The organism is Peribacillus sp. P4_D6 (genome assembly GCF_056401795.1).
Window position 1 is genome coordinate 37587 of the sequence record NZ_JBFUIQ010000016.1, and the last position, 22711, is coordinate 60297.

24 protein-coding genes and 2 pseudogenes are annotated in these 22711 nt (G+C 40.2%); 6 read left to right on the plus strand and 20 right to left on the minus strand.

Annotation, left to right across the window (positions count from 1 at the left end):
- The first annotated feature begins 93 nt into the window (after positions 1–93).
- The gene (locus tag AC1DVB_RS08000; RefSeq protein WP_454862124.1) at positions 94–1326 is read left to right on the plus strand and encodes an aminopeptidase; all 1233 of its coding nucleotides are present in this window, start codon (positions 94–96) and stop codon (positions 1324–1326) included.
- 464 nt (positions 1327–1790) lie between these two features.
- On the opposite strand, the gene AC1DVB_RS08005 is transcribed toward AC1DVB_RS08000, so the two are convergent.
- The gene (locus AC1DVB_RS08005; protein ID WP_057278949.1) at positions 1791–2042 is read right to left on the minus strand and encodes a hypothetical protein; all 252 of its coding nucleotides are present in this window, start codon (positions 2040–2042) and stop codon (positions 1791–1793) included.
- Positions 2043–2281: 239 nt separating this feature from the next.
- Here AC1DVB_RS08005 and AC1DVB_RS08010 point away from each other — a divergent pair, with 239 nt between their 5' ends.
- The gene (locus AC1DVB_RS08010; RefSeq protein ID WP_454862179.1) at positions 2282–2377 is read left to right on the plus strand and encodes a DUF3898 domain-containing protein; all 96 of its coding nucleotides are present in this window, start codon (positions 2282–2284) and stop codon (positions 2375–2377) included.
- Between the two features lie 358 nt (positions 2378–2735).
- Here AC1DVB_RS08010 and AC1DVB_RS08015 read toward each other — a convergent pair.
- Positions 2736–2963: pseudogene (locus AC1DVB_RS08015) on the minus strand (class I SAM-dependent RNA methyltransferase); the annotation flags it as partial.
- Positions 2964–3500: 537 nt separating this feature from the next.
- Here AC1DVB_RS08015 and AC1DVB_RS08020 point away from each other — a divergent pair.
- Positions 3501–3668 carry a hypothetical protein gene (locus AC1DVB_RS08020; RefSeq protein ID WP_164468809.1) on the plus strand — a complete coding sequence of 56 codons (168 nt, stop codon included), beginning with the start codon at positions 3501–3503 and terminating at the stop codon, positions 3666–3668.
- Positions 3669–3796: 128 nt separating this feature from the next.
- Here the strand turns inward: AC1DVB_RS08020 and cspC are convergent, their stop codons facing one another.
- Complete coding sequence (gene cspC, locus AC1DVB_RS08025; RefSeq protein ID WP_034314312.1) at positions 3797–3997, minus strand: cold shock protein CspC; 201 nt, start codon at positions 3995–3997, stop codon at positions 3797–3799.
- A 288-nt stretch (positions 3998–4285) separates the two neighbouring features.
- On the opposite strand from cspC, the gene AC1DVB_RS08030 reads away from it, so the two are divergent.
- Positions 4286–4546, plus strand: coding sequence for a hypothetical protein (locus AC1DVB_RS08030; protein ID WP_283930219.1), 261 nt, complete (start codon positions 4286–4288; stop codon positions 4544–4546).
- Between the two features lie 33 nt (positions 4547–4579).
- On the opposite strand, the gene AC1DVB_RS08035 is transcribed toward AC1DVB_RS08030, so the two are convergent.
- A complete protein-coding gene (locus AC1DVB_RS08035; RefSeq protein WP_082609465.1) occupies positions 4580–5179 on the minus strand; it encodes a YdcF family protein in 600 nt (199 codons plus the stop codon).
- A gap of 100 nt (positions 5180–5279) precedes the next feature.
- Positions 5280–6065 (minus strand): serine hydrolase, encoded by a 786-nt coding sequence (locus AC1DVB_RS08040; protein ID WP_239860578.1) that lies wholly within the window; start codon positions 6063–6065, stop codon positions 5280–5282.
- Positions 6066–6454: 389 nt separating this feature from the next.
- On the opposite strand from AC1DVB_RS08040, the pseudogene AC1DVB_RS08045 reads away from it, so the two are divergent.
- A pseudogene (locus AC1DVB_RS08045) lies at positions 6455–6649 on the plus strand (transposase); the annotation flags it as partial.
- Positions 6650–6711: 62 nt separating this feature from the next.
- On the opposite strand, the gene AC1DVB_RS08050 reads toward AC1DVB_RS08045, so the two are convergent.
- Positions 6712–6879, minus strand: coding sequence for a YezD family protein (locus tag AC1DVB_RS08050; protein ID WP_082609452.1), 168 nt, complete (start codon positions 6877–6879; stop codon positions 6712–6714).
- A 522-nt stretch (positions 6880–7401) separates the two neighbouring features.
- Here AC1DVB_RS08050 and AC1DVB_RS08055 point away from each other — a divergent pair.
- Positions 7402–8790: an amino acid permease gene (locus tag AC1DVB_RS08055; protein WP_057278945.1), complete on the plus strand. Its 1389-nt coding sequence runs from the start codon at positions 7402–7404 to the stop codon at positions 8788–8790.
- Between the two features lie 39 nt (positions 8791–8829).
- On the opposite strand, the gene AC1DVB_RS08060 is transcribed toward AC1DVB_RS08055, so the two are convergent.
- The 14 genes from AC1DVB_RS08060 to AC1DVB_RS08125 form a co-directional block, all read right to left on the minus strand.
- Complete coding sequence (locus AC1DVB_RS08060) at positions 8830–9804, minus strand: aldose 1-epimerase (protein ID WP_057278944.1); 975 nt, start codon at positions 9802–9804, stop codon at positions 8830–8832.
- A 238-nt stretch (positions 9805–10042) separates the two neighbouring features.
- The gene (locus tag AC1DVB_RS08065; protein ID WP_034314323.1) at positions 10043–10342 is read right to left on the minus strand and encodes a YxcD family protein; all 300 of its coding nucleotides are present in this window, start codon (positions 10340–10342) and stop codon (positions 10043–10045) included.
- A complete protein-coding gene (locus AC1DVB_RS08070) occupies positions 10330–10764 on the minus strand; it encodes a hypothetical protein (RefSeq protein ID WP_057279039.1) in 435 nt (144 codons plus the stop codon). Before AC1DVB_RS08070 ends, AC1DVB_RS08065 begins: the two co-directional genes overlap by 13 nt.
- A 199-nt stretch (positions 10765–10963) precedes the next feature.
- Positions 10964–12364 (minus strand): C40 family peptidase, encoded by a 1401-nt coding sequence (locus AC1DVB_RS08075; protein ID WP_477588897.1) that lies wholly within the window; start codon positions 12362–12364, stop codon positions 10964–10966.
- A 513-nt stretch (positions 12365–12877) separates the two neighbouring features.
- Complete coding sequence (locus AC1DVB_RS08080; RefSeq protein WP_034314325.1) at positions 12878–13942, minus strand: sulfate/molybdate ABC transporter ATP-binding protein; 1065 nt, start codon at positions 13940–13942, stop codon at positions 12878–12880.
- Positions 13943–13952: 10 nt separating this feature from the next.
- Positions 13953–14837 (minus strand): sulfate ABC transporter permease subunit CysW, encoded by an 885-nt coding sequence (gene cysW, locus AC1DVB_RS08085; RefSeq protein ID WP_095679634.1) that lies wholly within the window; start codon positions 14835–14837, stop codon positions 13953–13955.
- Positions 14838–14846: 9 nt separating this feature from the next.
- Complete coding sequence (gene cysT, locus AC1DVB_RS08090) at positions 14847–15677, minus strand: sulfate ABC transporter permease subunit CysT (protein WP_477588913.1); 831 nt, start codon at positions 15675–15677, stop codon at positions 14847–14849.
- 78 nt (positions 15678–15755) lie between these two features.
- The gene (locus tag AC1DVB_RS08095) at positions 15756–16787 is read right to left on the minus strand and encodes a sulfate ABC transporter substrate-binding protein (protein WP_477588900.1); all 1032 of its coding nucleotides are present in this window, start codon (positions 16785–16787) and stop codon (positions 15756–15758) included.
- A gap of 267 nt (positions 16788–17054) precedes the next feature.
- Positions 17055–17708 carry a nicotinate (nicotinamide) nucleotide adenylyltransferase gene (nadD, locus tag AC1DVB_RS08100; RefSeq protein WP_057278937.1) on the minus strand — a complete coding sequence of 218 codons (654 nt, stop codon included), beginning with the start codon at positions 17706–17708 and terminating at the stop codon, positions 17055–17057.
- A gap of 16 nt (positions 17709–17724) precedes the next feature.
- The gene (gene kynB / locus AC1DVB_RS08105) at positions 17725–18351 is read right to left on the minus strand and encodes an arylformamidase (protein ID WP_057278936.1); all 627 of its coding nucleotides are present in this window, start codon (positions 18349–18351) and stop codon (positions 17725–17727) included.
- 14 nt (positions 18352–18365) lie between these two features.
- Positions 18366–19211 (minus strand): tryptophan 2,3-dioxygenase, encoded by an 846-nt coding sequence (gene kynA, locus AC1DVB_RS08110; protein WP_057278935.1) that lies wholly within the window; start codon positions 19209–19211, stop codon positions 18366–18368.
- Positions 19212–19228: 17 nt separating this feature from the next.
- Entirely contained in the window at positions 19229–20578 is a 1350-nt protein-coding gene (locus AC1DVB_RS08115; RefSeq protein ID WP_034314336.1) for an amino acid permease, read from the minus strand.
- Between the two features lie 14 nt (positions 20579–20592).
- Positions 20593–20847, minus strand: a complete 255-nt coding sequence (locus AC1DVB_RS08120; protein WP_412760473.1) for a kynureninase/PvdN C-terminal domain-containing protein — start codon at positions 20845–20847, stop codon at positions 20593–20595.
- Positions 20848–20964: 117 nt separating this feature from the next.
- A complete protein-coding gene (locus AC1DVB_RS08125; RefSeq protein ID WP_477588904.1) occupies positions 20965–22479 on the minus strand; it encodes a carboxylesterase/lipase family protein in 1515 nt (504 codons plus the stop codon).
- Positions 22480–22711 lie beyond the last annotated feature (232 nt).

The following is a 22711-nucleotide window of genomic DNA, read 5'->3' on the forward strand; positions in this document are numbered from 1 at the left end:
AGTAGTTTTCCCAAACGATGTAAAAAGTTTCTTTTTTATATGACAAAAAGTACAATTAAAAATGTAGAAAATGGAAAAGAGGAGTTTTAAATGATGAGTGATTTTCAAACGAATTTAGAAAAATATGCAGAACTTGCCGTAAAAGTCGGCGTAAACATCCAACAAGATCAAACCTTGGTCGTAAACACAACATTAGAGGGTGCTGACCTTGTGCGTCTCATTGTAAAAAAGGCATATGAGAACGGTGCGCGCAATGTCATCGTTAATTGGAATGACGATATCGTTTCACGTACCAAATATGAATTGGCTCCAGATGAGGTGTTCCACGAATATCCAAAGTGGCGCGCAGAAGAAACGATCGAACTCGCAGAAAACGGAGCTGCTTATCTATCCGTCATCTCCTCCAGCCCTGACTTATTAAAAGGTGTAAAGCCTGAAAGGATTGCCAACTACCAAAAAGCATCCGGGACAGCACTGAAGAAGTGGCGTCAGTATATGCAATCCGATAAAGTGAGCTGGTCCATAGTTGCCGTCCCTTCAAAGGCTTGGGCTGCTAAAGTATTCCCTGAAGAAGCAGAAGGAAAACGTGTTGACCTCCTATGGGAAGCCATTTTCAAAGCAGTTCGTGTTGATGTGAAAGATCCTGTGGAAGCCTGGAAAAAACACGATGATACCCTGCATGAAAAGGTTGATTATTTAAATGATAAGCATTACCAAAAATTGCATTATACGGCTCCCGGAACCGACCTGACAATCGAATTACCCGACAAACATCTATGGGTAGGGGCAGGAAGCGTTAACGTACAGGGGCATGAATTCATGGCTAATATGCCAACCGAAGAAGTGTTTACAGTTCCATTGAAAACAGGCGTTAACGGTACGGTTTCCAGTACGAAACCACTTAGTTACGGCGGAAACATCATCAATAATTTTTCCGTGACGTTTAAGGAAGGACGGATCATTGAAGTAAAAGCAGAAGAAGGGGAAGAAATCCTAAAGCAATTGGTTGAAACGGATGAAGGTTCACACTACCTTGGTGAAGTCGCGCTTGTTCCATTCAACTCACCGATTTCCCAATCGAATGTTTTATTCTTCAACACATTATTTGATGAAAATGCATCAAACCATCTTGCTATCGGCAGCTCCTATGCTTTCTGTATTGAAGGCGGAAAAAACATGGGTCCAGAAGAACTTGCAGAAAATGGACTGAATGAAAGCCTTACACATGTCGATTTCATGATTGGATCGGAGAAAATGAACATCGACGGCATCAAACAGGACGGCACTTCAGAACCTGTCTTCCGTAATGGGGACTGGGCGTTTTAAGAAGAGCTTTGATCTATTAGGGTTTTGAACGTCTAAAACCTTGAGTGTTCGACAGAAATGGTCACTATTCATCAGCCGCGTGTTTCTGCATACTAGGAAGCACGCAGCTATTGATATAACGTAATTTTGAATAGTTGTATAACCAATCCGCTTTGAAAATATTCTATATTACCAAGTTTAGTGTTAATACAACATTTATTAAAGCTAATATAAGTTTTGATATGTACTACCGCTACATTCAATTTCATTTGATTCGACAAATCTTGAATAAATTGATCAAATGGTAATTTAATCGGATCAACTCCAGCTAGAAATTCACTAAGATAATGTTCCGCTTCCTACTTAACATTCCTGTATTAGTAAAATTGATAAAACCACCAATCTTAAAGACTGGTGGTTTTTGTGTATTTATAAAAAAGACAAAGTATTTTAAATCAAAAATACTTTGTCCCCCAATTAATATCCTAGAATAAACGGATGAACACGGCAACTCCGGTTCGCCCAAAGTCAAGGTTCAATACTTGTACAAATCTATTTCGAAGTAAACAACGTACAGCAGCTCTGTAGGAATCACCAGGATCTAAATTGTTAGCACAAGGAGCAGCACTTCCAATCGTTGTAGCTTGTACAATTGTACGCTGAGCTAAAGGTATTAACGTAGCTCTTTCCCAAAGAATCGTAACTACATCAACAGATCTAGAACCAGAATCAGACATATAATTCACCTCTTTTCATTGTTAATATATTAAATGCAATTTCAGACAGCATGGTTCGTTCTTTTGTCATGCTATACACAAAAAAAAAAAGGTATATTTATTATCTGAATATTCAAGAAAAATTCTAGCAACTTATTCAAAAGGAAACGAGCGACAAAAAGGAAATCCAGGAACACTTTGAAATCCACCAAGTCGTCGAAGCCACWGCCCAGATTGTCGAGCAATAATCTGAAGCCGAGCTGCGAATGAAACTTGGCAGTACATCTGTCAAAGGACTCTTAGTTGATTTCGGAGATAGCTTCCATTTAAGGAAATTAACAGGAAGTATATATTAATGATAGAAACTGATACAATACAATTCATTTCGATAAAGGTTTTCGCCGATTGAATTTCATAGCCATGATGATTTAATAGAGATTGTGGAGCGGATTAGTAAGAAGGTTTAGGTAATTAGGGGTTGTGAATGAGAATGTGACGTTATCAAGACGTTTAACTTAGCGACCGCTTTTGAAACCCAAAAACATGCGTTATTAAAGGAGTTGTGACCAGCTTAGTGACCAAAAATGTGACCGCTCCTGTAATGAAATAAATAATACTAAAAAGTCGGTCTGAAAGTTCGTGATTTAAGGTTTCCATTCATTTAATACAAAAAGAAGTTCCAAAAATAAATGGAACTTCTTTTTTATATGAATTTTAAGGTCGTTTGAATAAGCCAATAAATTGATAGTAATCAGTTCGTATAAACCTATTAAATAGATTCCGTTTTTTCGTAGCCAATTTGCCATATAATCTTTCAAAATCTGGATGGGACGTATTCATATAAACGGTCCAATTATCAAGCTTAGCGAAAGCTTAACCCATTTCTTTATACATTTGCTCTACCGCTTTCTGCTCCCCAATCCGCTCACCATATGGAGGATTCTCACCAGATTATTTCTTTTCCAATTGCTTCTTGCTTATTATAACTGTACTTTCTCTGGTAACACAGTGGTCACATGCGATCACAAAAAAGTAGTTTTTCCTACTTTTTCTATTTTTATCTCTTTAATCTTCGGAACCTGTCTTCCGTAATGGGGACTGGGCGTTTTAATTAACCGCTTTAAGCCCCTTCCATCACTTGAAAACCTTCAGCCACGTGATTTCTGCAGTACCTGGGAACATGTGGCTGTTTTTTCATGCCCAAAAAGGGGGACAAGCCCATAGTAATATCGACTCCTTGCTTTCGAGTAAGTTCATTCGCTATAACTTAGCCTGCCCCCGCTTAATCCTATATTGTGACATCCACTCCTTGTTCATCCTAAAACATGACCCATTGACTTTTTCTATACAACATTCAAAATTATTAGGCTCATTGCCATATGCTTAGTCTGTTTTTTATACGCAATGTATTATTGGAATATCTTGAACACATCTTTCATTGCCAAATATGTTATACTATTAGTAAAGAGGGTGGCTAAATTGAAAAGCAATAAGTATAATACTGGTGAAACAGTAACCATTCAGGATACTAATGAATCAGTAACCATTAATAAATGGGCATATGTAAAAAACATGAAGAGATATTCTTATACTGTTAAAGAACATCCGACTACTTTTTTCTTTGAAGAAGAATTTAAAAAAGCTTAATGACAAGTCACTAAAAACCTACTCAGTCAGAGTGGGATTTTTTTTTTTTGCTTTCATTTTATAGCACAATAAAAAACAGACTCCCATCGAGGAAGTCTGTTCATATAGGTTACGATTTAATTTTAAAATTAAGCTTTTTGAACGTTAGCAGCTTGAGCTCCACGTGCACCTTGCTCAACTTCGAAAGTTACTTTTTGACCTTCGTCTAAAGATTTGAAGCCTTCGCTTTGGATAGCTGAGAAATGTACGAATACATCGTCTCCGTTTTCGCGTTCGATAAATCCAAAACCTTTTTCTGCATTAAACCATTTAACTGTACCTTGTTCCATTGTTGTTGCCTCCTAGTGCATAACACACATTGTATTACTATTTTTAATCATTTGGAAAATAACGAGTATCCTCTTCCACAACCAAAAACAATTCTTTATTAGATTAACATGAATTGACGCAGATAGCAAATTTTCCAGTGATAATTTAAAGATGGCCACATTCTTTTTGCCTTCTTAATTTCTTTATTTATCCAATTTAATGATTCAGATAGTAATTAATGGGTATATCAGAGTAATAAGAAACAGTACGATTTTCACTTAAAGAATTATCAACAAGGAGGACACTCAATGAAATATTACAAAGTTTCTAATAGCGGTTTTGACAGTAAGGTCATTGTAGCCTATAGCGGGTATGAGGCACTCGGGTATTATTTAATGGAAATCGATGATCAACTTGGTTTTGTTGATGATATAGATGTGGAAGAAGTGGATGCTGATGAACGAGTCGAGATTTCCTATACCGGTTTTCCCGTTTATAAGACACTTAAGGAGCTATATCAAGAGAAAGATTTTTGGCAAGTTCCTAATGTTGTCGTGGAAGTCGAATAATGAAAGCACCCCACCTTTTAGGAGAATTCGATGTTACCTCCCAATCAACCCGGTCAAATAGTATTTGGTAATTGCCAGATATTCACGGGTATATGACTTCAACAGTGACACTTTTGGTGTCTTTGCCGGCAATCCCTTCATGTCCAAGCCTTCTTTTTTTGCTATTTCGACTGCCCGGTAGATATGAAAGTCATTGCTAACGATCAACCCTGAAGCTGCTGTATCAGGAATGAGCTCTTTTGAGAAAACGATATTTTCGTGAGTTGTTGTAGACTTGTCTTCCATCATGATGCGTGCTTCTTCAATTCCTTGGGCGATTAGCCCCTGTTGCATTGCTTTTGCTTCCGATATATCTTCTCCCGGTCCTTTGCCGCCAGATACAATGACCACTGTATGTTTATTCGCCGATAAATATTCTGCCGCTTTATCAATCCGGTATTGTAAGGATAATGATGGAACCGAACCTTTGACCCTTGCTCCAAGAATCATGAGGTAATCGGCATTTTCCGGAATTTGCTGGTGAATGCTTTCCTGAATTTTCATGTGCAAAAATCCAAAATACCCAAGTACCGCAATGACACATATTACACAAAAAAGTTTCATCGTCCTTTTCAAAATTTTTCCCCGCTTCAGTTTCTTATCATATATAACTTTCATTACCATTAACTCCTATATAACTAAGATCGAAGAGAGGGAAATCATGAAAGACTTCCCTCTCTTCTCAATCAACAGTTTATTCTGCGACCATATCATCATATATCTTTTTCCCAATTTTACTGATTACTTGACGGCTTTCTTCCTCTGATTTCATATCTTCAGTAAGAACTGCAGCATAAACAGTTTGTGTTTCTGACCGAATGATTGCACAATCATGGGCAACTCCCCGAATTCCGCCCGTTTTGCTTGCGACCTTGACTCCTCTGCCCATCAGAGATGGAAGTTTATCCCTTAATTGCTGATTGTCAAATACATGCAATATTTTTTCCCGGCTTTCTTTCGTTAAAAAGTTGCCTGTATGTATGGCTTTTAAGCAGGTAATCGTATCTTCTGCCGAAATGGTATTGTCGCGCCCTTCTTTTAAAGCCTTAAAATCCTGCATTTTCCGTTCAAGGACAGTATTTTTCAAACCAAGTTCCTTGATGCATTGATTGATTTCTTCAAAGCCCAACAGGCTCATCATCATATTCGTGGATGTATTGTCGGAAACAGTTATCATCAATGTCAGTAAATCCTCTACGGTCAAAAATACCTTATTCGATAAGACATGCAGGACCCCAGATCCCCCAGTCACTTCACTAGGCGGGATGGTCACTGGTTGGTTCAAATAGATTTTCTTTTGTTCACTTTGACGATAACCTTCGATGATCATTGGTATTTTGATCAAACTCGCTGATTGAAAGGATTCATTCTCGTGATATCCAATCGTGTCCCCAAGACCATTTTCAATTTTATATGCGATTCTCCCATTAAATGTTTCAACTAATGCCAAGATATCATGTTCTATAGTTTGTAAGGTCATCTACTCCCTGTTCCTCCCTTAGATATCATTTAAACCCCTATAAAAAACTCCCTTATACCCTAACTTATTCTACCATGTTAAAAGCAGTACAATCTTATTAGAAATTCCAAATTGAATAAATTTTTGTATAAAAAAATAGCCTTCATATTTGAAGTCTACAGTTTTTTTGCTTGTACAAATTTGGACGTTGATTGGAACGTAGGCACTCGCTTTCCGCGGGCGGTCCGCCCTCGGCGCACTTGCGCCTGTGGGGTCTCCCTTGGACTCGCTATTCCCGCAGGAGTCTCGCACACCCGCTCCAGTCAACTATTAAAAATTTAGATAGAAMTCCTTTTGCCTACAATCTTTTTTGTTTTAAAATAAATTTATTAAAACTTGAGGTGATGAGGATGCTTTCKAAACATCATTCTATTCAACGAAATCAACTTGAATTGATTACTTTAGATCAACTGGTGCCGGCGAGCCATTTGGTTCGTAAAATGGAGGCTTCCATTGACTTCACTTTCATTTATGATTTGGTGAAAGATATGTATTCAGAGGTAGGACGCCCAAGTATTGATCCAGTTATTTTAGTTAAACTGATTCCGAACCCCATAAGTCTACAAACAGGAGCCTTCATATTGAAGGCTCCCTTAATACCTGTCATTCATCTAGCTTTAACGGCACGGCCCTTCACTAATGGGAATCGTTTCTTCTCGGTGGTATCCACTTGTGTGATTTCACCATCATGTACGGTAATTAAAACCGATCCATATTGCAGATCCTCCAAGCTTGAAATGATTTGCCTGATTTTCAATTCTTCTTTCTTTTCCATAATATCTCCCCTTCACTACTGGTAATAAAGCTTCGTTTTCACCTAATGTAAAAAAGGTTCGCACGACAAGCACATGTGCGCTTCCCGCTTTCAATGTTTTCTTGGGAACTTGGTTTACCTATCATATCCTCATCACTTAACTTTCCGTATAAGAATAACCAGTTAATAGGAACTCCATATTCCCTCCCTTCCCTATAAAAAATAAAAGGCACCCGCCATCTAACAGATTAGATGTAAGGGTGCCTTTAGTTGACTAATCGGCAATATTCGGGAATGGCAAATGTTAAAGAAAAATACGATTTAATGTGGCAAACCACATTATTCTTACCAACTAACTTGGCATTTACTACTATAATCCAATTTTATCCTATTGTCAATCCTGTGTTTAAATTTTCTGATTAGTCCGCCTTTTACATTTTACTTATTTACCACTTTACCAAACTAAACTATTTGAGATATACTATTTTAGTATAAGTTGTCGGTATAAACACACACTTTGTATATAAGAAAGGTTCGATATAAATGGTAAATAAAAAATGGGGTTTATTGATTTTGACCACTTTCGTAATTGGAAATATGGTCGGCGGCGGAATTTTCATGCTCCCTGCTCAATTAGCACAGGTATCCAGTCCGTTAGGGTCCACATTAGCATGGATCGTTACTGGACTAGGAGTATTTCTAATAGCTTTGGTGTTTGGTAACCTGGCAGTCCGGAAACCTGATTTGAAGGCTGGACCTCAAAGTTATGCTCAGTCATTATTTAAATCTCCTGTTAAAGGAAGGGTTTCAGGGTATAGCATGGCTTGGGGGTATTGGGCTGCGAATTGGGCTGCGACAGCTTCTGTCATCATTTCATTTGCTGGTTACCTTTCAACGTTTTTCCCTGTGATGCATAGTCCAAAAGTGATTTATACAGCGGGTTCGTTTCAACTTGAACTAGGTAAAGCATTAACGTTTGCAGTATGTTCCGTTGCCCTTTGGGGGATTCAGGCAATCTTGGTAAGAAGTTTTAACAGTGCCGGGAAAATGAATCTTTTTGCTACAGTTACCAAAGTGCTTGGATTCTTATTTTTCATCATTATCACGATATTCATCTTCGATACTTCCAATCTAGGAAACGGAGCTGAATTTTATGATAAGGCGGGAACTGCAATCTCCCTAGGTGATCAAGTGAACGCTGCTGCCATTTCAACATTATGGGCCTTCATCGGTATCGAAGCTGCCGTCATGCTTTCAAACCGTGCCAAGTCACAAAATGATGTAAAGAAAGCGACGATTCTTGGTTTACTTATCGCTGTTGCCATTTATATCGGCATTACTTTATTGACGATGGGTGCCATATCACAAGACGAGTTGAAAATATCACAAAAACCGCTTGTTGACGCACTACAAGCAGTAGTTGGTTCAAGCGGCACCTATATAATGGCTGCTCTTGCCGTCATTTCCTTATTGGGATCGACGATCGGATGGATTGTCGTTGCCTCGGAAGTTCCTTACCAGGCAGCGAAATCGGATTTGTTCCCGGCCTATTTTGCGAAAGCAAATAAAAATGGCACACCTGTCCGTTCTATGACAATAACAAATATCATGACACAGATATTCTTATTCTCCACTATTTCAGGTACGATTTTGGAGGCTTATAAATTTTCGATGATCGTCGCTACACTTGCTTACTTGATCCCGTACCTTGCATCCGTTCTGTATCAATTGAAACTTGTGATGACCGGGGAAACCTATGACATCATGAAAGGCTCAAGGGTACGTGATGGCATTATTACAATCTTGGCGTTAATCTACTCGATCTGGGTCATCAAGACAGGTACAGCCGATATGAATACATTCATACTAGGCATAGCCTTATATGTATTCGGAATCGTCCTATACCCACTCTGGATGAGAAAAAAAGCATAACCTTAAACACCTAGGCATTTTTAAATGCCTAGGTGTTTTTTATATTTCTTTCACAATCAATCTGGTTTTCAGCTGTACCGTTTCCCCTGAGCATAACTCCCTCAATCCAGTCAATTTTGCAGGCAAATCCAAATTAGGAGCATTCGTTACCCAAGTATATGGTTCAGGACAAACGAACCCCTCCTGATTGAACAATACCCAAAACTTAAAATGTTGATCGCCTTGATAGATGACTTGTATGCCAGCCTCTTGATCAGTGAGAATGCACTCGTTTTCCGGATTTCTTTCCTTATCATAGCCAAATAAGTCATCAAATTGCCGGCCGTCCAAGCTAATACCGTTTTGGATTTCCAATGTATTGGCCGTTTCATGAATTGCACCTGTGGGCAATGATCTTTCATTCAACTCCCAATGTTTATTGACGGGAAGAGATATTCTGCAATCCTCCCATTTACTCACTGGTCCAAATGGAAAATTGAATACAGTATGATAACCTGCTCCCCACGGAAATGGTTCAATGCCCTTGTTGGTGATTTCCAATTGTATTTCCAATGTTTCATCCCTTAAAGATAAAGACATATTCACAGTGATATCTTGTGGAAAGCTACCTTTTAGATCAAAATCACTGCTTGAGAATTCAGTATTAATCACGATTTCTTTCCCGTTCACTTCCTTTTTGCAGACTTGCCACGGCATGTCATGCAAAAAACCATGAATATGATTGGATTTTTCCATTTCATTGATTGGAAACTTATACGAAGTCCCCTTATATGTAAATTGACCATCTTCAATTCGATTAGGAGGAAACAGGATTGGCATTCCGTATAAAATGGAAGCTTTTTTATACTCCTCCACACTATCCGGAGTTCGCAGCAACTCAATATCCTTATGCTTGTATTTCAATGAAAGCAGATTGCTTCCTAAAGATGGTACAAGGATCGCTTCCACTTTTTCATTGCCGAACTTTATGGCCTTTTCATTTAAAAAAGTGATATCTTCTATATACCCTTTCACTTTTTCTCCTCCTTTGACTTGAACATATATCCATCCTACTTCCACGGACCATTTATTGCAACAAATGGAAAATATATTTCGTCCTTACTCTTTCTAAGTTTGAAATAGTATGTATAATCGAGGATTTTGCTTAATTTACTTTGCTATTTTTCTATTTTCTTTTTTTCCTTTTCCTTCTCCCTGACGACTTGTAGCTTTTTAAATAAAAAAAGGATGCCGTTACGGCATCCTTTTTTACTCATCTATTACTTTCACTTACCAAAGCCACTATACCTTCATCATCATCCAAAACAAGTTCAATACCTGAGTATGGATCTTTATTCATATATTCATCCAGCCATAAACGAAGCGCTTCTATCAAGTTGATGGTGATTAACACTTGTTTCCGGCCATCGACAAACGCTTCCGCCGAAAAGCCATAATCATCATCATACATTAACTCCACTTCCACCTCATTAGGTTGTACCTGCTTTTTACGGGCAATGTAAACACAAACCGCATTGATGATATCTTGTTCGGAAATCTTTAGCCTCTCCATGGGTTTGGATCTTCTTTCTTCTTCTTATCTTTGAAATATGTGAATATTTTACGGATTACAACGATTAATACTACAACCGCCATCACGTTGATTAATAGACCAAGTATAGAACCAAGCATTCCCATATTGGCAAATAGGCTACCAAAAAGTAAACCTGCCAATCCTCCTAGCATAAGTCCTTTCATTAAGCCGCCTTTTGCGAATGTGTTTCCACTCTTGGCTTTATTGGCAGTAGTGGCATCGGATTTCTTCGTTTGTTTATTTTGGAAATTCGAATTATTATTGTTGTTGCTGTTAAAGCTTCTTTTTCCGGACTTGTAACCCCTTGCATCGACTGACTCCGAATGATCCTGGAATACATACGTGCCGACTGGCGAGAATGCTAGTGTAATTGTAAGTAATGCAGCCATTAATTTCTTCATCATGTTTTTTTGCCTCCGTTTTAATAGTATGGAATGTTGTTTCATTATATCTTTTCCCAGATTAACTGAAAGTCCACATCACCTATCCTTGTTTTATCTTATAGTATTTACGTTGAAATTCAAAATAAGTTTCATTTTTTTTCGATTTTTTTCAAAAAAATAAGCAGGGGCATTTTCTCCCCTGCTTATTATTGAACTATTAGTTTACACGAACGACACGGCCGTTGTATACATCTGCCCAATATCCACTTTCCATATTGGCAATTGCAACACCTGTTGAACTTTGGGAACCGATAAATTTGCCGCCGCCGACATAAATTCCGACATGCCCATCAGTTTTATAGGTATTGAAAAATACTAAATCTCCAGGTTGTTTTTGACTATCAGATACTTGACGTCCTGCATTTTTCAATGCATCCGTACTCGGTGTAAGGTTCACACCAGCTTGTTTATAAGCCCATGCAACGAACGCTGAACAATCGAAAAGACCGTTAGCAATATCGGATGCCGTTCTTCCGCCTCCAAATTTATATGTGGAGTTACCGATATATTTATAACCTGCTGTAATGGCAGAGCCTGTATTTGCACTGCTTGGCTTACTAGATGTTTCGGTTTTACTTGCTGCAGGTTTAGCAGCAGAACTGTTTTTAGATGAATTTGAAGATGATTCAGCTTTAGAAGAACTTTTTGCCGAAGCCTCTCCTTTAGACGAACTTGATGATTCTTCGCTAGAAGAACTTGATGACTCTTCTCTAGAAGAACTTGATGATTCTTCACTGGAAGCATTTGAAGAATTCACTTCTTCAGCAGCACGGTCAAGATCTGCTTTTTCCGCTGCTTTACGTTCTTCCTCTTTTTTGATATTTTCACGAATGGAAGCTATTTGTGCTTCTAGACCAGCATCTTTATTCTCTAAAGATTGTTTAAGCGCTTCTGTTTCCGATTCTTTCTTTTCGATCTTAGCCTTCATGTTGACAGTTTCAGCTTTTTGATCTTCAATTTGAGATTGCATGCCTTTAAGCTCTACTTCCATATCCTTAAGGCTTTGCAATTTCTTCTCAACGGTCGCTTGTTTTTTCTCTAAGTCAGCTTTATCCGCTTCCTGCTCGCTAAGAATCTGTTGGTCAGCTTCCACGATAGTGGCTACCGCCCCAACACGATTAACGAATTCACCAAAGCTTTTAGAACCTAAAACAACTTCCAGGTACTCAACGTCCCCGCCGCTCTCTTGGAAAGAAAGTGCGCGCTCTTTCAAGACTTCCTCGCGTTTTGCGATTCTTTCTTCCAACGCTTTAATTTCTTTCTTTAAAGATTCTATGTCTTTTTCGGTGTCTTTAATTTCTTGTTTAGTATCTTTGATTTTTTGGTCATTTTCTTTCATTGCCGATTCGATCTGGGCAATTTGGGCATTCATTTTCGATTGTTCTTTTTTCAATTGCTGAATAACTTGTTCTGCCTCTGAAATATCTGATTGTATTCCAGTACGTTGCGATTGAATATCCGTGATAGATTCAGCTTTTACAGACGGTATGGCAAAAGCGCTTCCTAATCCAAGCATAATTGTCGTGTTCAATACGATAAGTTTTTTCTTCAAACTCATTTCCCCTGCTTTCCTCCCCTTGCATTTCCATCGACCCACTTCTTTTTCTCTATGAAAAATGATTAGTCAAAACAATTTGCTGGGAACTCTTCTCTATTTTTTTTACTCTTTATGTAATCTTCTAAGGTTGAGATAATATTAAATACATTTCTTAAACTCTACTATGTTTTCATCTAAGTCGTAGTATATCATCAGATTTTGTCAAATACGTAATAACAATATTACAATTATATTTCAATTTTAACATTAAACATAAAGATTCGACTTTTTCACGTGATAAAACATCCAATATCTTACATAATCACCTTCGCATTTTGATGCAAGACTTTCTATCTAGTGTTTAGCACCAAGGGACCATGGACTATTGGCAGACAAAAACTCACCACCTGTGAATGCACGGTAGCCCTTTTGGAACAGATTGCAGCTCATTTACCAATCATAGAGGAAGATTTACTGACAGCCTAATAAAAAAAACCGCTTTCAGCGGTTTTTTCGTCAAGATTCGACCCACTCTTAAATTCCAGCCATAAAGTCGACAAAAACTTTCAATTCTTTCGGTCGGACGAATACCCTTTCCCCTTTGCTTATTTCCAGATTCAAATATTGTTCCTTCGTCAGTTCGATTTCCAGCGGTTCGTTTGTATCCTGACGAATGACTTCTATCCGGACGATGGGGCCAATTGTATGGATGTGGTCAACTATGGATGCGATCGAATCCTTTTCCGCTGGTTCTCTTTCTATGATAAAGTTATGGGCCCTTACATAACCAGTGCCCGCTCCATCTTCACTGCCCGGGGCATTCATTTCTACATTGCCAGTAACCAATTTCCCTTTATGCACGTTGCCCTTGAATAGATTGACACTGCCTAGAAAATCATAAACAAAGGGATTTTCAGGGTGATCATATACTTCTTCCGGGGTTCCAATCTGTTCAATTTTCCCTTCATTCATGATTACGACCCGATCAGCAACATCCATCGCCTCTTCTTGATCATGAGTCACGAACACGCTCGTAACATTGAATTCATCATGAAGTCTTCTTAGCCAACGACGAAGTTCTTTGCGCACCTTGGCATCCAATGCCCCGAATGGTTCATCAAGCAAGAGGATATTCGGTTCAACGGCAAGTGCCCTTGCCAATGCGACACGCTGGCGCTGGCCGCCTGATAATTGCGATGGATAACGATCTTTATATCCTTCCAACTTGACGAGTTGAAGCAATTCGGTAACCTTTTGTTCGATAACTTCTTTACTGGGCCTTGTTTTTCTTGGGCGAACCTTTAAGCCATAGGCGATATTATCAAAAATCGTCATATTACGAAAAAGGGCATAATGCTGAAAGACGAAACCCACATTTCGATCTTTTACATGCTTATGCGTGTAATTCTCTTCATTAAAAAGGATTTTTCCGTTCTCAGCCTGCTCAAGGCCTGCGATGATACGCAGTAATGACGTTTTTCCCGATCCGGAAGGGCCAAGCAGGGCTACTAGTTCACCGCTCTTTATTTCCAGATCGATGTTTTGGAGTGCTTGATAGGACCCGTAATATTTTGTAACATTTTCTATGATGATACTCATTTCATTCCTCCTAACTTGCTTTGGTCGATTTAAAGTCCGTTTTCCATTCTATGAAGCTTTTAATGATCAACGTTATGATTGCAAAGATGGACATCAGGGATGCAACCGCAAAAGCGGCCGAAAATTGATATTCATTGTATAAGATTTCAATATGAAGCGGCATCGTATTGGTCATGCCCCGTATATGGCCTGATACGACCGATACAGCTCCAAACTCCCCAATTATTCTGGCATTGCAAAGGATGATTCCATATAAAAGTCCCCATTTTATATTGGGAAGCGTCACATACCAAAATGTCTTGAACCCTCCCGCACCCAGCGTGAGTGAGGCCTCTTCTTCAGACGTCCCCTGACTTTGCATGAGCGGGATCAATTCGCGCGCAATGAATGGGAAGGTAATGAAAATGGAGGCGATGACAATCCCTGGTATTGAAAAGATCACTTTAATGTCAAGTGATTGCAGCAGTGGACCAAGTGTTCCATGTAAGCCGAACAGAAGGACAAAAATCAACCCGGCAATGACCGGTGAAACGGAAAAAGGCAAATCTATCAATGTTATTAAGAAGTTTTTTCCCTTGAAATCATATTTTGTTATCGTCCACGCAGCAACCACTCCAAATATGGCATTGAGCGGCAAGGTGATGAGGACAACGAACAATGTTAACTTAATCGCAGCCACGGCATCAGGATGGGCGATGGCCGCAAAATAAGCTTCGGCACCTTTTTCAAAGGCTTTTACAAAGATTGCGATTAATGGGACTACTAAAAACAAAGTGAGAAATAGCAATACAATGGAAATGAGGATCCACTGTATGGATTTAGGCTCTTTAGTTGCGTTTCTCGTAATAATGACTGGGTGATTCGCTTTTGCAACCACTGAATTATCATGTTCCATCATATCCCCCTACTTCCCTGAATATCTTTTGCCGGTCCACCATTGTAAGATATTGATGGTCAACAAAATTATAAATGTAATAATGAGCATGACGGCTGCAACAGCTGTTGCACCTTCATAATCATACTGTTCAAGCTTTGTCATGATGATCAGCGGGGAAATTTCCGTTTTAAATGGCATATTTCCGGCAATGAAGACAACGGATCCATACTCTCCAAGTGCCCTCGCAAAAGAAAGGGCAAAACCCGTCAATATCGCTGGAATCAATTCCGGKAAGATGATTTTAATGAATGTTTGCATTCGATTCGCCCCTAAAGAGGCGGATGCTTCTTCCATCCCTTTTTCGATATTTTCAAGCACCGGTTGAACCATCCGCACCACGAATGGCAGACCGATAAATATAAGGGCGATGATGATCCCTGCGGGAGTGAAAGCGACTTTAAAGCTGAAAAATTGCCCGATCCATCCGTTAGGTGAATACAAGGTGGTCAACGTGATTCCTGCAACGGCAGTCGGGAGGGCAAAAGGCAAATCAACCAGTCCATCGATGATCCTTTTGCCGGGAAACTCATAACGAGTAAGCACCCAGGCAATCAATACACCAAAAACTGCGTTAACAAAGGCCGCAGTTAACGCTGTCAAGAAACTCAATTTATAAGAAGCGAGAACCCTCGGTTCAGTTATGGTCGCCCAAAAATCCTGGAACCCCATTGAAAATGTGTTTAGAAAAACCATCGATAACGGGATCAAAACGATGATGGTGAGATACAGCAGCGTAAAACCCATCGTCAATCCAAAACCGGGTATGGTCCTCTTTTTCGTCCGTTTACCTTCAGTCATTATATTCATCGCTTCGCCTCAACCCTTTTTCTGATTTATGAAGGAGAAGATGTTAAAGCCACACCTTCTCCTTCATGCTTACTGCTGTTGGTAAATCTCGTCAAATGTGCCACCATCATTAAAATGTGTTTCCTGGGCTTTTTTCCAACCGCCAAATGTATCATCAACAGTCACCATATCGATATTGGCAAATTGGTCTCCATATTCAGCGAGGACCTTCTCATCCCTTGGACGATAGAAGTTTTTCGCGGCAATTTCCTGACCGGCATCCGTATACAGATATTTCAGGTAGGCTTCGGCCACTTCCTTAGTTCCTTTTTTCTCGACCACTTCATCGATAACAGCTACCGGTGGCTCTGCTAATATACTGATTGAAGGGTTGACGATTTCATATTTGTCATCACCGAATTCTTCCAGTGTTAAATAAGCTTCATTCTCCCAAGCGATCAGTACGTCACCGATTCCCCTTTCCACAAAAGTGGTCGTTGCACCGCGGGCCCCTGAATCCAGGACTTCAACATTCTGATAAAGTTTTTTCATGAAATCCTTCACTTTTGTTTCGTCATTATCGAAATTTTTCTCCGCATAAGCCCAGGCAGCCAGGTAATTCCACCTTGCCCCTCCGCTTGTCTTTGGGTTTGGCGTAATGACGGATACATCCTTTTTAATCAGATCATCCCAATMTTTAATGCCTTTAGGGTTATCCTTTTTCACCAAAAACACAATCGTTGATGTATATGGTGTCGAGTTCTCAGGTAAACGTTTTTGCCAATCCTTCGCTAATAGGTTACTAGCTTCATAAATGGCATCAATATCATAAGCCAATGCCAATGTAACGACATCCGCCTCCAATCCGTCAATGACAGCCCTGCCCTGTTTACCAGATCCGCCATGTGATTGTTGTATCGTTACATCCTGACCTGATTCTTCTTTCCAGTGCTTCACGAACGCTTCATTGAATTCCTGGTACAATTCCCTTGTCGGATCATATGACACATTCAAAAGCTCTACTGACTTCGATGTTCCGTCCTCTTTCGTTTTTTCCGAGTTGCATCCAGTAAGTACACCGAAGGCTAAAATCAAACTTGTCAATAACATCAACTTTTTCATGAGCTTCCCCCTCTTTTTACAGCAAAAAAGGCATTCTATTTCCCTTCAATTATTTTTCGGGAGATAGTATGCCTTCAGTTCTCTGATCAGCAATTATTTTGATTTTTGTATATCCTTACCATAAAGCAAAGTTTACCAAGTTGTCAACTAGGTATTACATGTCCCTTTAATTAAATTCATTCACATTTTGCAGGTTGAAAAATTCCCTAAACGAAAAGGGCTCGATTCACCGGGAAGATCGAGCCCTTTTTAATACTTTGCCAATAATTATGAATTTGATGATTTTTGATAAAGCTTATTTTCCACGATATACTGATAACACTGATCGGGCAGTAAATATCGTGGTTCCCCGCCCATTGCAAATTCATCCCTTATATATGTAGAACTGATTTCCATGGAAAGGCCTTTATCAATAAGGTGAAATGTATTGCCATCATCATAATTCCTTAGCAATGGACTTTTGGATATGATTTTCAGCATATCGATTCCATCCCGGGCCATGACGATGAATTTATGATTGGCAATCAATTTTTCCCTGAATTTCCATCGTAAGTGTACCGGCAGCTCCTGATTATCAATATCTTCAAGTAAATCTGCACCCATTATGAAGTAAACTTCGTCTTTTGGAAATCGAGATTTAAAATATTCCATCGTATACCAAGTATATTGTTTACTCGTTCCGGCACGTTCATTAATTTCATAATCACTGACTTCGAATATCGGGTTGCCCCCTATTGCCAGCTTGAGCATTTGCCAACGGTGTTCATTGCTTGTTTTCATCTGTTTATCGATACGGCCATTTGCGCAAGGTAAAAAAATCACCTTGTCCAGCTTAGCACGATGCGCAATGGTGGATGCTGTCCATAAATGCACATTCGTGACCGGATCGAAGGAAGATCCGTAAACTCCAATTTTACCCATCATTTTATCCCCCTCATCAGCCTTTCTTCTTCACCACGGCCCTGACCGGGCTCCCGTCCCCTGCTTCCAATGCCAGCGGCAATGCAGCCAAATCGTACAGCCCAGGCTCCAGTCCATCAAGGACCAGCCCTTCGAGTATATGAATTCCACAGCCTGACAGTTTATTGTGGGCAGGTAATTCTTTGCTGTCGAGACAGTCGACTGAAGGTAAATCAAGCCCAAGGAGCCTAACCCCTTTATTTGCAAGGAAGGGAGCTAAATCTGGTTCAACCGGTGGAATCCATTCCGGAAAACGTCTAAGGTCCTTCCATTGACCTGTTGCCACCAACAACCGCCGGACCCCTGTCAATTCGATGCCTTCAAAAGCTTTAATGCCAATGCTTTCAGCTGCATCCACCTTTACTACGGTAGCAGTGCCAATATATAAATCAAGATCGAGTTCGATGATTTTTTTTCCATTCTCATCAAAATGATAGGGAGCATCAATATGAGTTCCTAAATGTGTACTCATCCGGATTTCCCCTACATTGACGGAAGAACCTTCAGCCATTGATGAATTCAGCCGATATGAATATTGCGTATCTCCTGGCCAATATGGCGTATTTTCATTGAGGCGCTGAGAAATATCTAACCATTGATTCATGTGTTCACCCCTCCTTACAGTTTGGTCCTTAATGTCCAAAGTTCAGGAAAAAATGGCTGTTCGACCACTTTCTTCAGATAACTTACACCGGACGATCCGCCAGTTCCCTTTTTATTGCCGATGATACGTTCTACGGTGCTCATATGATTGAATCTCCAGAATTGTTGTTGACTACCAATATCAACGAGTTTTTCGGCCAGCTCATACAAATCCCAGTAGTTATGCACATCACGGTAAACGGTCAGCCACGCGCTTTCAACACTTGCATTTTCCTGATAAATGACAGACCAGTCCCTATTCAATACCGATTGATCAATGGGAAGACCCCTTGCAGCCAAAGCCCCTATAGCCGCATCATAAATACTAGGTTTATTCAAGGCTGCCAGCATCGACTCATAAAGCTCGGGCTGATGACGGAAAACGGCCAATATTTGCGAATTCTTTTGACCCATCGCAAATTCTATCAACCTGTTCTGAAATGATTGAAACCCTGAAGAGTTTCCTAGTTTCTCCCGGAATTCCATATAATCGGATGGCGTCAATGTCGAAAGCACATTCCAGGATTGAACTAGTTGCTGTTGAATTCTGGCCACTCTGGATAGCATCTTAAAGGACGGCTCCAAATGTCCTGCCACAATATGATCAGTTGCCGCAGTCAATTCATGGAGGATCAATTTCATCCATAATTCACTTGTTTGATGAATGATGATGAACAGCATTTCATCGTGATGGCCGGAAAGCCGATGCTGACTTGATAAAATTTGATTTAAATGCAGATATTCCCCATAGGACATATCTTTTTCAAAATCAGTTACCATACTTTCTTCCAAACGATGTTCATCCCTTGGATCCTTATCCATACCATCCCTCTTTCCCTTTACTTTCTTTTGAATTTCGACATCAATAAGTAAACGATGCAAAGAAAGATCAGCCAAGGAACCCCGAACTGGAGCACGATTTTAAATGGGCCAGTGAACCAGGTGGATACCGTCAAAGCAAACAAAAGAAATGCACCCAGAATCGTTAGATATGGAAATCCATACATTTTAACCGGTAATTTGCGGCCCCCTGATTTCTCCCACCTCTTCCTGAAATACAAATGGGAAATGAATACCATGAACCAGGTTAGAATGGCTCCGAACATCGATATCCCCATCATGAATGCATATGAAGTATCCGGAAGCAGGACTTTTACTCCTGCAGCAAGAAATATTCCTAAAGTGGATATGAGAAGGGCCCTTAGCGGGACACCTTTCCTGCTCACTTTTTGAAATAGGGCTGGAGCCTGATGTTGCTCGGATAATGAAAATATCATTCTGGTGGAGGCATATAATTGACTATTCATTGCAGATAAAGCAGCGGTTAAAATAATGAAATTCATTATCCCAGATGCCCCGGGAACATTCAGGATTTCCATTACCTTGACAAATGGGCTCTTATCAATACCGGCAGCTTGCCAGGGAACAATCATTAACATGATCCCGATAGTCAGTACATAAAAAGTGGCAAGCCTGAAGACAGTTGCCTTCAAAGCTTTAGGTACGGCTATATCCGGGTCCTTTGCTTCCCCTGCCGTCACCGCAATCAGCTCAGTTCCTAAAAAGCTGAAGAGCGAAATGAATATGGCGACCCAGAGCCCCCAAAATCCGAAAGGCATAAAACCTCCATCACTGGCATAGTTCTCTACACCGATCCCGCTTGAAGGTTCGGCGCCAATCACCACATAGGCCCCCAGTAGAATGAATATGACAATGGCGCTTATCTTGATCATTGAAAATACATACTCAAAATTGCCGAATGTATTGACACTCGTCGCATTTACATAGATTAGCAGTGCAGCAAAAAGGACAATCCAAATGCTCCCAGGCACAGCCGGAAACCAATATTTCATATAAACAGCGATGGCACTCACTTCGACACCAATGGCAAGAACATTCGCTATCCAATAGGAATACCTCACAACAAAACCCGCAAATGGACTTATATATTTTTCCGCAATGGTTCCAAAGGATCCCGATGTTGGATGGGCTACAGTCATTTCCGCCAAACATCCCATCAGCAGAAGGACAATGAATGCACCTATTGCATAGCTGATAAGTACACTTGGACCAGCCGTTGAAATCGCAAGGCCGCTGCCCAAAAATAACCCGGTGCCAATTGCACACCCCATGGCTATCATAGTGATTTGATTCGATGATAATTCACGTTGAAGCTTATTTTTCTCCATATGTTGCTCCCATTCTAGGCAATGATTCCCCTTTTATTTTCATAGTTTTCATATAAATTGCCGTCCATGACCTTCTTTAGTACCTGTACAGTTTCGTAGACTTCCTGAAAAGAGGTAAAAAGAGCGACAGGWGTTAAACGAATCATATTCGGTTCACGATAATCGGGAATGATGGCCTCTTGTTTCAATGCTTTACATATTCTCGCAGCTTCTTGATGTTCAAGGATGATATGACCGCCCCTTTTTGATTCATGCCTTGGGCTCCCAATTTCAAATCAATATCCCGTTAATTCCAATTGTATTAAATCCATAAGATATTGAGTCAGCCTCAAGGATTTCTTCCGAACTTGTTCCATCCCCCCCGCTTCCTTCCAATCCACTTTTTTTCATTTGTAAATCCCTACCCCTTCCCATGCCAACCTTATCATTCCGTCAGGATCTTTTTCAATATAATCCTTTTTATCAAAAATCATTGTGTAGTGGTTGGTTTCATCATATTTCGGCCAAATTTCACCTTCCGGGGGGTTGGGGTTTCCATATTTCGCAAAGTTGACCCAATGGCCCTGCATTCTATGGGATACCTTTAGGGCAGCTGACCTTGAACCATATGAAACAATCCGTTTCCCGAATGCCGAGTCGAAGGTCTGGAAAGCAAAAGGGATTTCCATACCATGCGTCGCCCCTAATTTACTTATGCGCATGGCCGCCGTTTTATAATCAAAACGATACATCCATGTTTTTTCAAAGCGGCTGTATGCCTCCGCATACCAAACCGAGGGAATATGGAAAGTCGCATCACGGCCAATGCCTAGTACAGCTTCCTTTTCTGGGTAGTTTGTATAAGCGTTCGTAATTCGCTCTTTCGCCTTCGGATCAGTATTTTCGAACATTTTATGAATCATCGCCGTATTAGTTGGGATTAGAGGGGGGGCCATCTGATCGAATAATGTCGCTTCGTCCCTATTTGTTCCTATAAGCAAGGGTATACCCCCTGTTCTTCCCGATCGAATCGAATCTAGTGGATAATCGGGCAGGAAGTCACCATCTACGACTGGTCCAAATGCTAGGGAGCCCGGCATTTCCTGTGAATTTTCCTGTAAAAGTTGGTGGGAGGCAGCGACAATCTCTTGAACCGGAAGGGTTTTTAGCCGGTGGCTTTCACCCTTTCCAATGCCCAATATCTCAAGGAACTTTCCACTCAATTGGCGCGCAAATCCTTTTCCGTAAACAGATGTCGGAGCAGGGCTTTCTGCAATGGCCTGCTTAAAAAGACCCCTTGCTGAAGGTACAGTAAGTAAAGTCGTCACCGCATTACCACCAGCTGATTCACCAAATATCGTAACATTATCAGGGTCGCCGCCAAAAGCTTCTATATTTTCTTTAACCCATTTCAAAGAAGCAACTTGGTCACGTAAACCTAAATTGTTTTCAAATATTTCCCCTTCACCTGCCAACTCGGTAAAATCCAGATATCCCAGTGCCCCCAGCCTATAGTTGATGCTTACCACGACTACATCTCCATTTTTAGAAAGTAAGTGTCCATTGTACATATCAAGGGATCCAGCTCCCGTTATATATGCTCCCCCAGGAATCCATACCATGACCGGGCGTTTTTTATCATCAGCTCTAGGCGACCAAATATTCAGGAACAAGCAATCCTCATCCATTTTTTCATTTGTGCTCATCCCTGTTCTTACCGCACGATCCATCGGCTGCGGGGGAACGGGACCAAAATCCACTGCATCCATGACACCGCTCCAATTATCAACTGGCTCCGGAGAACGGAAACGCAGTCCATCAATCGGAGCTTTCGCATACCTGACTCCACGCCAAACGCATATATCGTTTTCCATAGTACCTTGAAGATGTCCTTTTACCGTCGTAACTATTGATCCAATCATTCCCAATCACCTCTTCATATAGTAGTAGATATGTAAGTTCTTCTTTTTCCATTCCCTTATATCCTTCATCTATATCGAAAAAAGATCTATATTGTCAGTTCAGCCAAAATAAAGGAATGCTATCGTATATAAAGCTCCGGTTATACTCAGGAGTTTGAATTGTTATTTTAAATAATGGTTTTCAATGACCCGTTCAACAAAAAAAAGACCCAATCAGGTCTTTTTTTGTTGA

Excerpts from the sequence above, each read along its gene's own strand:
- AC1DVB_RS08005 (WP_057278949.1), bottom strand. The coding sequence starts at position 2,042 with ATGTCTGATTCTGGTTCTAGATCTGTTGATGTAGTTACGATTCTTTGG.
- AC1DVB_RS08000 (WP_454862124.1), top strand. The coding sequence starts at position 94 with ATGAGTGATTTTCAAACGAATTTAGAAAAATATGCAGAACTTGCCGTA.
- AC1DVB_RS08030 (WP_283930219.1), top strand. The coding sequence starts at position 4,286 with ATGAAATATTACAAAGTTTCTAATAGCGGTTTTGACAGTAAGGTCATT.
- AC1DVB_RS08125 (WP_477588904.1), bottom strand. The coding sequence starts at position 22,479 with ATGATTGGATCAATAGTTACGACGGTAAAAGGACATCTTCAAGGTACT.
- nadD (WP_057278937.1), bottom strand. The coding sequence starts at position 17,708 with ATGGGTAAAATTGGAGTTTACGGATCTTCCTTCGATCCGGTCACGAAT.
- kynA (WP_057278935.1), bottom strand. The coding sequence starts at position 19,211 with ATGGATAAGGATCCAAGGGATGAACATCGTTTGGAAGAAAGTATGGTA.
- AC1DVB_RS08055 (WP_057278945.1), top strand. The coding sequence starts at position 7,402 with ATGGTAAATAAAAAATGGGGTTTATTGATTTTGACCACTTTCGTAATT.
- AC1DVB_RS08075 (WP_477588897.1), bottom strand. The coding sequence starts at position 12,364 with ATGAGTTTGAAGAAAAAACTTATCGTATTGAACACGACAATTATGCTT.
- AC1DVB_RS08080 (WP_034314325.1), bottom strand. The coding sequence starts at position 13,942 with ATGAGTATCATCATAGAAAATGTTACAAAATATTACGGGTCCTATCAA.
- cysW (WP_095679634.1), bottom strand. The coding sequence starts at position 14,837 with ATGGAACATGATAATTCAGTGGTTGCAAAAGCGAATCACCCAGTCATT.
- AC1DVB_RS08070 (WP_057279039.1), bottom strand. The coding sequence starts at position 10,764 with ATGAAGAAATTAATGGCTGCATTACTTACAATTACACTAGCATTCTCG.
- AC1DVB_RS08050 (WP_082609452.1), bottom strand. The coding sequence starts at position 6,879 with ATGGAAAAGAAAGAAGAATTGAAAATCAGGCAAATCATTTCAAGCTTG.
- cspC (WP_034314312.1), bottom strand. The coding sequence starts at position 3,997 with ATGGAACAAGGTACAGTTAAATGGTTTAATGCAGAAAAAGGTTTTGGA.
- AC1DVB_RS08040 (WP_239860578.1), bottom strand. The coding sequence starts at position 6,065 with ATGACCTTACAAACTATAGAACATGATATCTTGGCATTAGTTGAAACA.
- AC1DVB_RS08065 (WP_034314323.1), bottom strand. The coding sequence starts at position 10,342 with ATGGAGAGGCTAAAGATTTCCGAACAAGATATCATCAATGCGGTTTGT.
- kynB (WP_057278936.1), bottom strand. The coding sequence starts at position 18,351 with ATGAATCAATGGTTAGATATTTCTCAGCGCCTCAATGAAAATACGCCA.
- AC1DVB_RS08115 (WP_034314336.1), bottom strand. The coding sequence starts at position 20,578 with ATGGAGAAAAATAAGCTTCAACGTGAATTATCATCGAATCAAATCACT.